This is a genomic window from Streptomyces sp. NPDC051913 (genome assembly GCF_044593635.1).
In the GTDB taxonomy this organism is placed as follows: domain Bacteria; phylum Actinomycetota; class Actinomycetes; order Streptomycetales; family Streptomycetaceae; genus Streptomyces.
In genome coordinates, this window is the sequence record NZ_JBIUCI010000006.1 from 296,676 (window position 1) to 309,905 (window position 13,230).

The 13,230-nt window shown below is 70.9% G+C and carries 13 protein-coding genes; 8 read left to right on the forward strand and 5 right to left on the reverse strand.

Going from position 1 to position 13,230, the window contains the following annotated elements:
- Positions 1–61 precede the first annotated feature (61 nt).
- The 3 genes from ACIHIX_RS20660 to ACIHIX_RS20670 all read left to right on the forward strand — a co-directional run bounded on the left by ACIHIX_RS20660 (position 62) and on the right by ACIHIX_RS20670 (position 3,332).
- Positions 62–1,093 (forward strand): PP2C family protein-serine/threonine phosphatase, encoded by a 1,032-nt coding sequence (locus ACIHIX_RS20660; RefSeq protein WP_399958026.1) that lies wholly within the window; start codon positions 62–64, stop codon positions 1,091–1,093.
- A 278-nt stretch (positions 1,094–1,371) separates the two neighbouring features.
- On the forward strand, positions 1,372–2,712 hold the full coding sequence (locus ACIHIX_RS20665) for a transcriptional regulator (protein ID WP_399958029.1): 1,341 nt from the start codon (positions 1,372–1,374) through the stop codon (positions 2,710–2,712).
- Positions 2,713–2,786: 74 nt separating this feature from the next.
- Positions 2,787–3,332, forward strand: a complete 546-nt coding sequence (locus tag ACIHIX_RS20670; RefSeq protein ID WP_399958032.1) for an NUDIX hydrolase — start codon at positions 2,787–2,789, stop codon at positions 3,330–3,332.
- Positions 3,333–3,353: 21 nt separating this feature from the next.
- Here ACIHIX_RS20670 and ACIHIX_RS20675 read toward each other — a convergent pair whose 3' ends face one another.
- Entirely contained in the window at positions 3,354–3,611 is a 258-nt protein-coding gene (locus ACIHIX_RS20675; protein WP_399958035.1) for a hypothetical protein, read from the reverse strand.
- A 224-nt stretch (positions 3,612–3,835) separates the two neighbouring features.
- The gene (locus ACIHIX_RS20680) at positions 3,836–4,696 is read right to left on the reverse strand and encodes a 3-hydroxybutyryl-CoA dehydrogenase (RefSeq protein ID WP_399958038.1); all 861 of its coding nucleotides are present in this window, start codon (positions 4,694–4,696) and stop codon (positions 3,836–3,838) included.
- A gap of 308 nt (positions 4,697–5,004) precedes the next feature.
- Here ACIHIX_RS20680 and ACIHIX_RS20685 point away from each other — a divergent pair, with 308 nt between their 5' ends.
- The gene (locus ACIHIX_RS20685) at positions 5,005–6,261 is read left to right on the forward strand and encodes a glycoside hydrolase family 10 protein (RefSeq protein WP_399958040.1); all 1,257 of its coding nucleotides are present in this window, start codon (positions 5,005–5,007) and stop codon (positions 6,259–6,261) included.
- Between the two features lie 4 nt (positions 6,262–6,265).
- Here the strand turns inward: ACIHIX_RS20685 and ACIHIX_RS20690 are convergent, their stop codons facing one another.
- Complete coding sequence (locus ACIHIX_RS20690) at positions 6,266–6,463, reverse strand: DUF1918 domain-containing protein (RefSeq protein ID WP_399958043.1); 198 nt, start codon at positions 6,461–6,463, stop codon at positions 6,266–6,268.
- Between the two features lie 92 nt (positions 6,464–6,555).
- Positions 6,556–7,470, reverse strand: a complete 915-nt coding sequence (locus ACIHIX_RS20695) for a DMT family transporter (RefSeq protein WP_399958046.1) — start codon at positions 7,468–7,470, stop codon at positions 6,556–6,558.
- Between ACIHIX_RS20695 and ACIHIX_RS20700 the strand changes: the two genes are divergently transcribed.
- From ACIHIX_RS20700 to ACIHIX_RS20710, 3 genes are all read left to right on the forward strand, one after another.
- Positions 7,469–8,935 carry a PLP-dependent aminotransferase family protein gene (locus ACIHIX_RS20700; protein ID WP_399958049.1) on the forward strand — a complete coding sequence of 489 codons (1,467 nt, stop codon included), beginning with the start codon at positions 7,469–7,471 and terminating at the stop codon, positions 8,933–8,935. The two genes, ACIHIX_RS20695 and ACIHIX_RS20700, sit on opposite strands and share 2 nt — an antisense overlap.
- A gap of 26 nt (positions 8,936–8,961) precedes the next feature.
- Positions 8,962–9,387, forward strand: coding sequence for a GNAT family N-acetyltransferase (locus ACIHIX_RS20705; RefSeq protein ID WP_399958052.1), 426 nt, complete (start codon positions 8,962–8,964; stop codon positions 9,385–9,387).
- 102 nt (positions 9,388–9,489) lie between these two features.
- Complete coding sequence (locus ACIHIX_RS20710; protein WP_399958055.1) at positions 9,490–10,083, forward strand: histidine phosphatase family protein; 594 nt, start codon at positions 9,490–9,492, stop codon at positions 10,081–10,083.
- On the opposite strand, the gene ACIHIX_RS20715 is transcribed toward ACIHIX_RS20710, so the two are convergent.
- Positions 10,065–10,508: a DUF6314 family protein gene (locus ACIHIX_RS20715; protein ID WP_399958058.1), complete on the reverse strand. Its 444-nt coding sequence runs from the start codon at positions 10,506–10,508 to the stop codon at positions 10,065–10,067. The genes ACIHIX_RS20710 and ACIHIX_RS20715 overlap by 19 nt on opposite strands.
- A gap of 126 nt (positions 10,509–10,634) precedes the next feature.
- Between ACIHIX_RS20715 and ACIHIX_RS20720 the strand changes: the two genes are divergently transcribed.
- Positions 10,635–13,112: an alpha-L-arabinofuranosidase C-terminal domain-containing protein gene (locus tag ACIHIX_RS20720; protein WP_399958061.1), complete on the forward strand. Its 2,478-nt coding sequence runs from the start codon at positions 10,635–10,637 to the stop codon at positions 13,110–13,112.
- Positions 13,113–13,230: the final 118 nt, after the last annotated feature.

The following is a 13,230-nucleotide window of genomic DNA, read 5'->3' on the forward strand; positions in this document are numbered from 1 at the left end:
GGACCGGCCTCTCGGGGTCGGTCCGATTCCGCTGTCTGGGCCTATATGGGGGGCCATCGGCATGATCCGTATCAGGGGTCGGGTTCCCCGCAGGGTGCTGGCGTTGGGGTTGCCCACCGCCTGGGGCGCCGTGGCGATCACCTACAAGATGACCTGCCCGCTCGCCCAGCAGACCGGGTTCGAGGCGCGGCTGGCCACCAGTGCCGTCTTCTTCGCCGTCGGCACCGGGCTGATACTCCACGTCCGCAAGGCGCTGGTGCGTGAGCTGCGGCAGATCCGGCAGGTCGCCGGGGCCGCCCAGAGCGCACTGCTGCGGCCGCTGCCCCCGCGGATCGACGGCTTGGACATCGCCGCGGCCCAGCTGTCCGCGGACCGGGGCGCATCCGTGGGCGGCGATCTCTACGAGGTCGTCGCCACCGAGCACGGCGTCCGCGCGGTCATGGGTGATGTGCGGGGCCATGGGCTCGCGGCCATCGGCACGGCCGCCGCCGTCCTGGGCAGCTTCCGTGAGGCCGTGCACGACGAGGCAGAACTCGGCTGTGTCCTACGGCGGCTTGAGCGGGCGCACGCCCGGCATCTGCGCGAGCGGGCCCGCACCGAGCCGGCCGTCGCCGAGGAGTTCGTCACCGTACTCCTGCTGGAGATCCGCGAGGACGGAGCGCTCTACGCGCTCAACTGCGGTCACCCCTGGCCGTACCTCCTCAGCGGCCCCCGGGTCGACCCCCTCACCCGAGCGGATCCCCTCCCTCCGCTCGGGCCGTTCCCGCTGCCGCCCCACCTGCCCGCGCTGCCCTGCGGCCACCTCCTCCCCGGCGAGACCCTCGTCCTCCACACGGACGGAGCCGAGGACGCGAGGGACGCGAACGGCCGGTTCTTCTCCCTGAGGGAGGCCCTTGAGAAGGCTGCGGACCAACCCCCTCAGTCCCTCCTGGGCGCGGTCTTCGCGGGCCTCCTGCATCACGTGACAGGAACCCCGGCGGACGACATTGCCTTACTGGTGCTTCGCAACGACCGTTCACAGCGACGTCCTCTGGGGGCGCGGGGAACTGCGCGACCAGCCACATCGCACCCGCAGCCGACAACGCACCTTTGATCCCAACGGCGTTCAGTCGCTCGGGCCAAGCCGGCGGCTGCCGTCCGCCCCGCCACGGAGTGTCGGGCAGGCAGCTGGGCGGACGGCGCGGAATCGGGCCGCCGCACTGTACGAGGGGGAGCCGGCGGCCCGGCCGGCCTCTTGCGAGGCATTTCAGTCAACCGGCTGGAAACTCTCCGCGACAGTGCGCGCACGCTACGGATTCGAGCACTCCGTTCACACCCCGTGTGAAGACACACCCACTACTCTGACGGCACCGAGCCACCCGGGGGGCATATATGCAGCCCAATACTCTGCTCGACGCGATCCTGGACGAGGCGGGGATCTCGCACGCGGGGTTGGCCGCACACGTGAACCAGGCGGGACGGGCGCGCGGGCTCGCGCTCCGGTACGAACACACCGCCGTGGCCCGCTGGTTGAAGGGCCAGCGGCCCCGCGGCCAGGTGCCCGACCTGATGTGCGAGGTGCTCGCCGCCCGGCTGCACCGCACCGTCACCCTCGACGACATCGGCCTCGGTGTCCCCGGTGAGCCCTCCACCCCGCACACGACCTCGCTGTCCGGCTTCGTGGAGCGGGCCACCGCCCTGTGGCGCTCCGACGAGCAGCAGCGCCCGCACATCCTGGGCGCCCCCGCGGTCACCGGCACGCCCGCCGTCATGCCGGTGTGGGAGTGGGAGAACCCGCCCGAGGACGTCGATGTGTCGCGCGGTGGGCGGCATCGGGTGACCGCCGGCGACCTGGAGATGCTGCGGGCCGCCCGGACGCACTACGAGCAGATGTACCGCAAGGCGGGCGGGATAGCGACCCGTACCCGGATCGTCGGGTTCCTGAACGCCGAGGCGGCGCCGTTACTGCGCGGCAGCTACACCGACGCCACCGGGCGCCAACTGCACCGGGCCACCGGCGGGTTGGTGGCGATCGCGGGGATCTGCGCGTACGACTCCGACGCGCACGGACTCGCCCAGCGGTACTTCCACCAGGCGCTGCGGCTGGCGAAGGCCAGTGGGGACCGGGGACTTGGCGCCTATGTGATCGCGCTGCTCGTCAACCAGGCGCTGTTCATGCGCGAGCACCGGCAGGCCGTGGCCTTCGCGGAGGCCGCGCTACGGGCCGCGGGCAAGCACATCACCCCGGCCCTCGCCTCCGACCTGTACGCGATGCAGGCGAAGGCGTACGCGCACCTCGGCGACGGTACGAGCGCGTTGTCCTGCATCCGGCGTGCCGAGCAGGCCGCCGAACGCATCCGGCGCGGTTACGAACCTGACGAAACGGGCTATGTCCAGCCGGGCTTGGTCAACGTCCAGGTGGCGGAGGCGCTGCTCAGTCTCGGCGAACTGGTGGCGGCGGGGGAGCATGCCGCGGCGGCTGTGGACAATCCCGCGCACGACCGGGGCCGGGTGCACCGGCTCGCGATGCTCAGCACGATCGAGCTGCGCCGGGGCAACGCCGACAAGGCGGTGGCCACCGCGGTGCAGATGGCCGAGCAGGCCCGCGGAATGGAGTCGCAGCGACTGCGCGACAGACTCAGGGCGGTGCGCGAACACCTGGTCCGCAGCGGCTGCGCGGGCACGACCGAGGCAGCCGAACTCATCGACGGAGCACTGCGCGTACCGCTGTAGGCAGGTTCCTGAGCACCTACACCCACCGTCCCTGCTGCGATATTGCCACTTACTCGACGGAAGGTGGCAGAACCGTGCAGTGGACGAAACAGAACGAACAAACTGTGTATGCAAACCGCTGGTTCACCGTCAACCTGGCAGATGTGGAACTGCCGGACGGGCGGCACCTGGACCACTTCCTGATACGGCTGCGGCCCGTCGCCGTGGCCACGGTGGTGAACGAGGCCAACGAGGTCCTTCTCCTGTGGCGCCACCGCTTCATCACCGACAGCTGGGGGTGGGAACTGGCCGCGGGTGTCGTCGAGGACGGCGAGGACATCGCGAGCGCGGCCGCCAGGGAACTCGAGGAAGAGACCGGCTGGCGGCCGGGCCCGCTGCACCACCTCATGAGCGTGGAACCGTCCAACGGACTCACCGACGCCCGGCACCACGTCTACTGGGCCGAGGAGGGCGAGTACGTCGGGCACCCCGTGGACGACTTCGAGTCGGACCGCCGGGAATGGGTCCCCCTCAAGCTCGTCCCCGACATGGTCGCCCGCGGAGAGGTCCCGGCCGCCAACATGGCGGCCGCGTTACTCCTGCTGCACCATCTCAGGCTCGGGCAGGACGTCTTGCCCTGATCCCCCACCACGTCCCGGTGCCTAGTGCCCGAGGGCCTGCCAGACCGCGACGACGAGCGCGCCCACGGCCGTGACGGCCGCGACCGCGGGAAGCGGCCAACGGGCGTGCTCCAGCGCGACGATCCGTGAACTGAGGTCGTCGACCTCCTTGTCCGTCTCCTCCGTGCGATGGCTGAGCAGCGCGAGCCCTCCCTCGACACGCGCGTACGCGACATCGAGGCGGCGGCGTAACTCTGCGAGTTCTCCATGGACCACGGGATGCTCCGGGTCGGCGGTCACGTGTCCGCTCCTTTCCGTAGTCGTCACATCCCTTGCATGCGCATGAGGAGTCAACTCCCCTGGTGGACGCGTGGGGAGCGTGTGCGACGGGCATATGCGTGCCCGGCGCGCACACGGTGTGTGAATACGGCGGGCCCGGCGCTCCGAGGAGTGCCGGGCCCGTGTCCGTCGCACTGTGTGACCAGCACCCTGGAACGGGCACTGTGCAATCGGCCGAGAGCCGTTCAGCCGTAGGTGTAGAAGCCGGAACCGGTCTTGCGGCCCAGGCGGCCGGCGTCCACCATGCGCTGGAGCAGCGGGGGAGCGGCGTACAGGGGCTCCTTGTACTCGTCGTACATCGAGTTGGCGATGGAGACGATCGTGTCCAGGCCGATCAGGTCGGACAGCTTCAGCGGGCCCATCGGGTGGGCGCAGCCCATCTCCATGCCGTTGTCGATGTCCTCGCGGCCGGCGATGCCCGACTCGAACATCCGGATGGCGGACAGGAGATACGGCACGAGCAGGGCGTTCACCACGAAGCCGGAGCGGTCCTGGGCCCGGATCGCGTGCTTGCCGAGCAGCTTCTCGGCGAAGCCCTGGGCGCGGCTGATGGTGCCCTCGGAGGTGGTGAGGGCCGGGATCAGCTCGACGAGCTTCTGCACCGGGGCGGGGTTGAAGAAGTGGATGCCGATGACCTGGTCGGGCCGCGAGGTGGCGACCGCCAGCTTCACCAGGGGGATGGAGGAGGTGTTGGAGGCGAGGATCGCGTCCGGGCGGGTCACCACCTGGTCGAGCACCTGGAAGATCTCGGTCTTCACCTGCTCGTTCTCCACGACCGCCTCGATCACCAGGTCGCGGTCGGCGAACTCGCCGAGGTCGGTGGTGAAGGAGAGCCGGGCCAGGGCGGAGTCCCGCTCCTCCTCGCTGATCTTGCCGCGCTCGGCGGCCTTGGTCAGGGAGTTCAGCAGCCGGGTACGGCCGATCTCCAGGGCCTCACCCGTGGTCTCGGCGACCTTCACGTCCAGTCCGGAACGGGCGCACACCTCGGCGATGCCCGCTCCCATCTGGCCGCAGCCCACCACTCCGACGCGCTCGATGTCGGTCACATCGTCCCCTTCGCAGATCTACGAATCCGGCAGGACCCGCGTGGTTCGCAGCCTGCTCCGTTCGTGCACGTTACTGGAAAGTATCGATGATCGATCGCGCGGGTCGGGCATGCTCGACGGCGGATCCGCCGGAGGTCTAGCGGATCCGTGGTCCGTGGGGCGCGCGGGGCGGCTCGCCGCCGGGCCGCCCGCCTCACTCGAAGCCCGCCCCGAACCTGCACGTTCCCTTCGGCGGTCGTTGATCGCATGCCGGGGGGCCGGATGGCAGGCTGACCGCGAGCAGACGGCGCACGGAGGTTCGGTTGAGGATGCATCGGAAGTCACGGCTGTCGCGGCGGGCGTTCGCGGTGACGGCCCTGTCGGCTCTCACGGCGGGCGGCGGCGCGCTCGCGGCGAACGCGGCGATGGCGGGCGGGGCGCAGTCCCCCCGGCGCCGGGGGCCGGGGGAGATGCGGGGGGTGTGGGTGGCGAGCGTGGCCAACCGCGACTGGCCGTCGAGGACGGGGCTGACCGCCGCACAGCAGCGGGCCGAGCTGGTCAAGCTGCTCGACCGGGCCGTGCAGCGCCGGCTGAACACGGTGATCCTCCAGGTGCGGCCGACGGCGGACGCGCTGTGGCCCTCGTCGTACGAGCCCTGGTCGCAGGTGCTCACCGGCACCCAGGGCAAGGCCCCCGGCTGGGACCCGCTCGGCACGGCGGTCGAGGAGGCCCACGCCCGTGGTCTGGAGCTGCATGCCTGGTTCAACCCGTACCGGATCGCCAACCACGCCGACCCGACGAAGCTCGTCGCCTCCCACCCCGCCCGAGTGCACCCGGACTGGGTGGTGCCGTACGGCGGCAGGCTGTACTACAACCCCGGGCTGCCGAAGGTCCGCGCCTTCGTCGAGAACGCCATCCTGGACGCGGTGCACAAGTACCCGGTGGACGCGGTCCACTTCGACGACTACTTCTACCCGTATCCGGTCGCGGGCCAGACCTTCGACGACGACGCGGCCTTCGACAAGTACGGCGGCGGCTTCGACACCCGCGGGGACTGGCGGCGCTCCAACATCGACAAGCTCGTCCTGGAGACGGCCGCGCGGATCAAGCAGATCCGGCCCACCACCCAGTTCGGGATCAGCCCCTTCGGCGTGTGGCGCAACGCCTCGACGGACCCGCTGGGCTCGGACACCAAGGCGATGCAGGCGTACGACGACGTCTTCGCCGACACCCGTACATGGGTCCGGGAGGGCTGGATCGACTACATCGTCCCGCAGATCTACTGGAACATCGGCTTCTCCGTCGCCGACTACGCCAAGCTCGTGCCCTGGTGGGCGAAGCAGGCGCGGGGGAGCAGGACCAAGCTGTACGTGGGCGAGGCCCTCTACAAGGCCGGTGACCCGGCGCAGCCCGCCGCCTGGCAGGACCCCGCCGAACTGTCGAGGCACCTGGCGCTCGCTTCCGATCAGGTTCAGGTGCGCGGACATGTCTTCTTCGCCGCCCGCGAGGTCGCGGCGGACCCGGCCGGGGCCATGGCGCGGGTGGTCGCCGACCACTACCAGGAGCCCTCGGAGCCCCCGAGCTGAGGCCCTAGTGGCCGGTCTGCTGCCGGTGTCGGATCTCGGTGTCGGGGCCGGGTGAGCACACGCCCTCGTGCCCGTCCTCGAAACGGACGCGGTACGGGGGGTTGCCCCGCTGGCCCATGACCTCGACGATCTCGCCGACCTTGTCGTGCTGTCCGACCACCCTGCCGTGCTGGACAAGCTGGTCGCCCACGGTTGCACGCATCTGGAGGGCCTCCTCACCACGTACGGGAGCAGCGGTCCGTGGCCTTGAGTCTACGGCGCGGGGCCCGGATGGGACCGGTGCGTGCACGCCGCTCAGCCTCGGGCCCGCTGGGTCACCGCGATGCAGACCAGCACCGCCGCGGCCGTCAGCGGGGCGGCCACCGTCAGGTGCTCGCCGAGCAGCAGCACCGACCACACCAGTGTGAGCAGCGGCTGGGCCAACTGCAACTGGCTGGCCTTCGGGATGCCGATCGCCGCCATGCCCCGGTACCAGACGACCAGACCGAGGAACTGCGAGCCCGCCGAGACCCAGAGCAGACCGCTCACGCTGTGGAGCGTCAGCTGGACGGGCTCGTACGACAACGCCGTGACCGCGGCGGGCACGCTGAACGGCAGGCACATGACCAGCGCCCAGCCGATGACCTGCCAGCCCGGCATGACCCGGGCCAGCCGGCCGCCCTCGGTGTAGCCGGCCGCGCACACCAGCAGCGCGCCGAAGAGATAGAGGTCGGCGGTGGTGAGGGCGCCGCCGCTCTGCTGGACGGTGAAGGCGACGACCGCGGAGGCACCGGCGCCGGCGGCCGCCCAGAAGGTGCGGGACGGGCGGGTGCCCATGCGCAGGGCGGACAACAGCGCGGTGGTGAGCGGGAGCAGCCCGACCACGACAGCGGCGTGCGCGGTGGTGGAGGTCTGGAGCGCGAGGGTGGTGAGCAGCGGGAAGCCGACGACGACCCCGGCGGCGACGACCGCGAGCCCGGCCCAGTGCCGCCGGTCGGGCACGGGAACGCGCAGGGCGAGCAGACAGACCCCGGCGATCAGCGCGGCGAGGACGGACCGCACGGCGACCAGCGACCACGGTCCGAAGCCCTCCAGGCCCCACGCGGTCGAGGGGAAGGTGAGCGAGAAGGCGACGACACCGAGCGCGGCGAGGAGGGTCCCGGTCGCCCGGGACGGCTGGGTGTCGACCGCTATCGTGATCGGGGCGGTAGCGCTACTCTGTACTCTCATGCAAGAGCGTAGCAGCGTCGGTGACCTGGCGGAACGGCTGCGGCAGGAGCTGAACCGCTACTCACCTGGTGGAAAGCTCCCGTCGAGTCGGGCTCTCGTCGAGCAGTACCGGGTGAGCCCGGTGACCGTCTCCCGCGCCCTGGCCCAGCTGGCCGCCGAGGGCCTGGTGGTGACCCGTCCCGGCGCCGGAGCGTTCCGGGCCCACCCGCGCACGACGACGCCCGCCCCGGCCGGCGACACCTCCTGGCAGGAGGTGTCCCTGAGCGCGGACGCCGCAACCGACCTCGTGCCACGCTCGGTGGACGCGTCCGGAGTCGTGGTCTCACTGGCCGCGCCGCCGCCCGGCGTCATCGAGTTCACCGGCGGCTATCTGCACCCCTCGCTCCAGCCCGAGCAGGCCCTCGCCGCCGCGCTCTCCCGGGCCGCCCGCCGCCCCGGCGCCTGGGGTCGGCCGCCGCTGGAGGGGCTGGTGGAGCTGCGTGAGTGGTTCGCGCGAGGCATCGGCGGGGCCGTGAGCGCGGCCGAGGTCCTCATCGCCGCGGGCGGCCAGTCGGCGCTGACGATCGCCCTGCGCGCGCTCGCGACCCCCGGGGCCCCGGTGCTCGTCGAATCGCCCACGTATCCGGGCATGCTGGCGATCGCGCGGGCGGCGGGACTGCGTCCGGTGCCCGTCCCGGTGGACGCGGACGGGGTGCGCCCCGAACTGCTCGCCGACGCCTTCCGGGCCACCGGCGCCCGCGTCTTCATCTGCCAGCCCCTCTTCCAGAACCCGACCGGCGCCGTCCTCGCCCCCGAGCGCCGCGGCGAGGTGCTGCGGATCGCGCGCGAGGCCGGCGCGTTCGTCGTCGAGGACGACTTCGTCCGACGGCTCGTGCACGAGGACGCGGGCGCACTCCCGCGCCCGCTCGCCGCGGAGGACGCGGACGGGGTCGTCGTGCACGTCGGCTCGCTGACGAAGGCGACCTCGCCGAGCTTCCGCGTGTGCGCGCTCGCCGCCCGGGGACCGGTCCTGGAACGGCTGCGCGCCATCCAGGTCGTCGACACCTTCTTCGTGCCGAGGCCCCTCCAGGAGGCGGCACTGGAACTGGTCGGCTCCCCGGCCTGGCCCCGCCACCTCCGCTCGATCTCCGCCGCCCTGCGGACCCGCCGCGACACCATGACCTCGGCCCTGCGCCTGAACCTCCCCGAACTCGCCCTGCCCCACATCCCGTCCGGCGGATACCACCTCTGGCTGCGCCTGCCCGAGGGCATGCCCGAACCCGCCCTCACGGCCGCCGCCCTGCGCGCGGGCGTCGCCATCACCCCGGGCCGCCCGTACTTCAGCGCCGAACCCCCCGCGGGCCACCTCCGGTTGAGCTTCGCGGCGGTCGCGGGGGCGGGGGAGATCGCGGAAGGGGTACGACGGCTTCGTACGGCGTACGACGAGGTGCTCCGGGGGACCGGGGCGGAAACCGTTCGCCCCTGACCGCCGCCCCCTGCGAGGATCCCGCCATGAGCGACCTCGCCACCGGCTACGAGATCTCCACCGACCCCGACCGCATCGACGCCGGGCGGGTGCACCGGTGGCTGTCCACCGACGCGTACTGGGCGCTCGGGCGCACCCGCGAGAAGCAGGACCGGGCGATCGCCGGGTCGCTCAACTTCGGGGTGTACGACACGGCTTCGGGGGAGCAGGTGGCGTATGCCCGGGTGATCACCGACCGGGCGACCTTCGGGTGGCTGTGCGATGTGTACGTCGATCCGACCGTGCGGGGCAAGGGGATCGGCACCTCACTGGTCGAGGCGGTGCGCGAGCACCTGCGGGAGGACGGGTTGCGGCGCATCCTGCTGGCCACGCACGACGCGCACGGGGTGTACGAGAAGGTGGGGTTCGCGCCGCTCGCCAGGCCGGAGCAGTGGATGGCCTACCTCTACTAGGCCTCCTCGTTTCAGGTGACTTGTCCGGCCCCGTCCCGACCTCGGCGTAACTCCGGGGTAACACCCCTTGACCTGCGTACTTTCTCCACTCACCATCACCGCATGGCACTCCGGGTCACATTCGTCGCCGCGGCCCGCAGCTCCCCGCTGCTCGCGGAACGCTTCGAGGACGACCGGCCCCTCGATCAGGCCGGCTGGGACGAGGTGCAGCGCGCCGCACAGGAGCTGCTGCCCCTGGCCGCCGCCGAGCTGCGCTACTGCTCGCCGACCCCGCGCAGCCGCGCCACCGGCGACGCCCTCGGCTACGCCCCGCTCGTGCAACTCGCCCTGCGGGACTGCGACATGGGCCGCTGGCGTGGGCTGACGCTGGGCGAGGCGATGGCGCGCGAGCCGGAGGCGGTGGACGCCTGGCTCGCCGACCCGCGCGGCGTTCCGCACGGCGGTGAGTCGCTGCTGGCGTTCATCACCCGCGTCGGCGGCTGGCTCGACACCCGTCCCGTGGGCGACGGCGGCCGGATCGTCGCCGTGGCCGAACCCTCGGTGGTCCGGGCGGCCTTGGTGTACGCCCTGAAGGCGCCCCCGGCGACCTACTGGAACATCGACGTGCGCCCCCTGTCGACGACCACCCTCACCGGCCACGCGGGCCGCTGGAACCTGCGCTTCGACGGGGCGTCGACTCAGTCGTCTCGGGCGTAGTCGGTCGTGAGCACCAGGTCCTTGGCGGGGCCGCCCACCCGCCACGCCGTCCGCCAGTGGTCGGCGTCCAGGACGCTGAACTCACCGCGGTAGAGGTCCGCCGAGCACGGATGGTCGGTGACATGCCGGCCGGTCGTCAGGTCCAGGTCGTGAAAGGGGCGGCCGTCGGCGAAGCGGACGTCCGCCGTCCCTGGGCGGGGACCCGGTAGGAAGCGCAGTGTCCGTTCGGCGGGGCGCGGGACACCCTGCCAGGTGAAGGTGCCGGACTCGTGGTGCAGAAGGCCGCCGCCCTCCAGAGGGCTGAAAACCGTCGTGCCGGAGAACTCCCCTTCCCCTCCGCTCGCCAGGTCGCGTACGGAGCGCACCACTCTCCAGCTTCCGGCCAGATGCGCCAGTACATCCGGCACTGGCCAGAAATCTTTCATTCCTGCTTCCCTTCCGACACTTTCGAAACCCCGCGACCCATTGACGCTCCGGAACCCCCTCCCTATCTTGCCGTTCGAAGTGCTGATCAGCGTCTGGGATTTCGAACATCGAGCCGCGGAGTATTCATGTCACGCACCCGCTGGAGATACGGCATAGCCGCCACCGCCCTCCTGGCGGCGGCCGGCCTCATCCCCGCCCCCGCCCACGCCGAGGACGTCACCGACTACGCCATCACCGTCGACCCCGCCGCCAAGGGCGCGAAGATCGACGACACGATGTACGGCGTCTTCTTCGAGGACATCAACCGGGCCGCCGACGGCGGTCTGTACGCCGAGCTCGTGCAGAACCGGTCCTTCGAGTACTCCACCGACGACAACAAGTCGTACACGCCCCTGACCTCCTGGACGGTCGACGGCACCGGCCAGGTCGTGAGCGACGACGGGCGCCTGAACGCCCGCAACCGCGCCTACCTCTCCCTGGGCGCCGGTTCGTCCGTCACGAACGCGGGCTACAACACCGGCGTCAGCGTCGAGGAGGGCAAGCGGTACGACTTCTCGGTGTGGGCCCGCGCCGCGGCCGGCACGACCCTCACGGTCACCCTCCAGGACGCCGACGGCAGCCTCGCCACCGCCCGCCAGGTGGCCGTGACGAAAAGCGGCTGGGCCAAGTACAAGGCCACCTTCACCGCGACCCGCACCAGCAGCGCAGGGCGCCTGACCGTCGGCTCCTCCGCCGCGACCGCACTGGACATGGTGTCCCTCTTCCCGCGCGACACCTACCGGAACGAGTCCAACGGCCTGCGCAAGGACCTCGCCGAGAAGATCGAGGCCCTGCACCCCGGCTTCGTCCGCTTCCCCGGTGGCTGCCTGGTCAACACCGGCTCCATGGAGGACTACAGCGAGGCCTCCGGCTACCAGCGCAAGCGCTCGTACCAGTGGAAGGACACCATCGGGCCGGTCGAGGAGCGCGCCACCAACTCCAACTTCTGGGGCTACAACCAGAGTTACGGCCTCGGCTACTACGAGTACTTCCGTCTCTCCGAGGACATCGGCGCCATGCCGCTGCCCGTCGTCCCGGCCCTGGTGACCGGCTGCGGCCAGAACAAGGCCGTCGACGACGAGGCGCTCCTCAAGCGGCACATCCAGGACACCCTGGACCTGATCGAGTTCGCCAACGGCCCGGTGACCAGCGAATGGGGCAAGAAGCGCGCCCGGATGGGCCACCCCGAGCCCTTCCACCTCACCCACATCGAGGTCGGCAACGAGGAGAACCTGCCCGAGGCGTTCTTCGCCCGGTTCAAGGAGTTCCGCGCCGCCATCGCGGCGAAGTACCCCGACATCCAGGTCATCTCCAACTCCGGCCCGGACGACTCCGGCACGACCTTCGACACGGCGTGGCAGCTGAACAAGGACGCCGAGGTCGACATGGTCGACGAGCACTACTACAACAGCACCCAGTGGTTCCTGCAGAACAACGACCGCTACGACGCCTACGACCGGAACGGCCCCAAGGTCTTCCTCGGCGAGTACGCCTCCCTGGGCAACGCGTTCAAGAACGGTCTCGCCGAGGCGGCGTACATGACCGGCCTGGAACGCAACGCGGACGTCGTCAAACTCGCCTCGTACGCACCGCTGTTCGCCAACGAGGATTACGTCCAGTGGCGGCCGGACCTGATCTGGTTCAACAACCACGCCGCCTGGAACTCGGCCAACTACGAGGTCCAGAAGCTGTTCATGAACAACGTCGGCGACCGGGTCGTCCCCTCGACCGCCACCGGCACCCCCTCGCTCACCGGCCCCCTCACCGGTGCCGTGGGCCTGTCCACCTGGGCGACCACCGCCGCCTACGACGACGTCCAGGTCACCGACGCCGACGGCAACTCCCTGCTCAGCGACGACTTCTCCGGTGACGCCTCGAAGTGGACGCACACCGGCGGCGGCAGCTGGAGCGTCCAGGACGGGCAGTACGTGCAGACCGACGTCGCCGCCGAGAACACCATGGTGTCGGCCGGTGACACCAACTGGCACGACTACGACCTGAAGGTGAAGGCCACCAAGAAGTCCGGCAAGGAGGGCTTCCTCGTCGCCTTCGGCGTCAAGGACACCGGCAACTACTACTGGTGGAACCTGGGCGGCTGGAACAACACCCAGTCCGCCGTCGAACAGGCCGTGGACGGCGGAAAGTCCACGCTGATCTCCAAGGCCGGCACGATCGAGACGGGCCGCACCTACGACATCGACGTGAAGGTGCGCGGCCGCCAGGTCACCCTGTACCTCGACGGCCAGGAGTGGGGCAGCTTCACCGACGACAAGCCGGCCGAGCCGTTCCGTCAGGTCGCCACCTTGGACAAGAAGACCGGTGACCTGATCGTCAAGGTCGTCAACGCGCAGGCCACCGCGGCCCGCACGGCCATCGACCTCGGCGGTGCGAAGGTCGCGTCCAAGGCCCGGGTCACCACGCTGACGGCCGACGCGAACGCGGTGAACACCGAGACGCAGACTCCGGTCGCGCCGGTGAGGTCCACGTTCGACGGGGTCGCCGACAAGTTCACGTACACCTTCCCGGCGAACTCCGTCACCTTCCTGCGGATCAGGCAGAAGTAGGCGGGTTGTCAGGGGGCGTGGGGGGGTTGGGGGGCGCCGCCGACAAACCCACCCCCGCGCCACAACCAAAACGCCCGCAACCAGGGGGGGGTGGGCCGCCGGCACCCCAAGCAGCCGC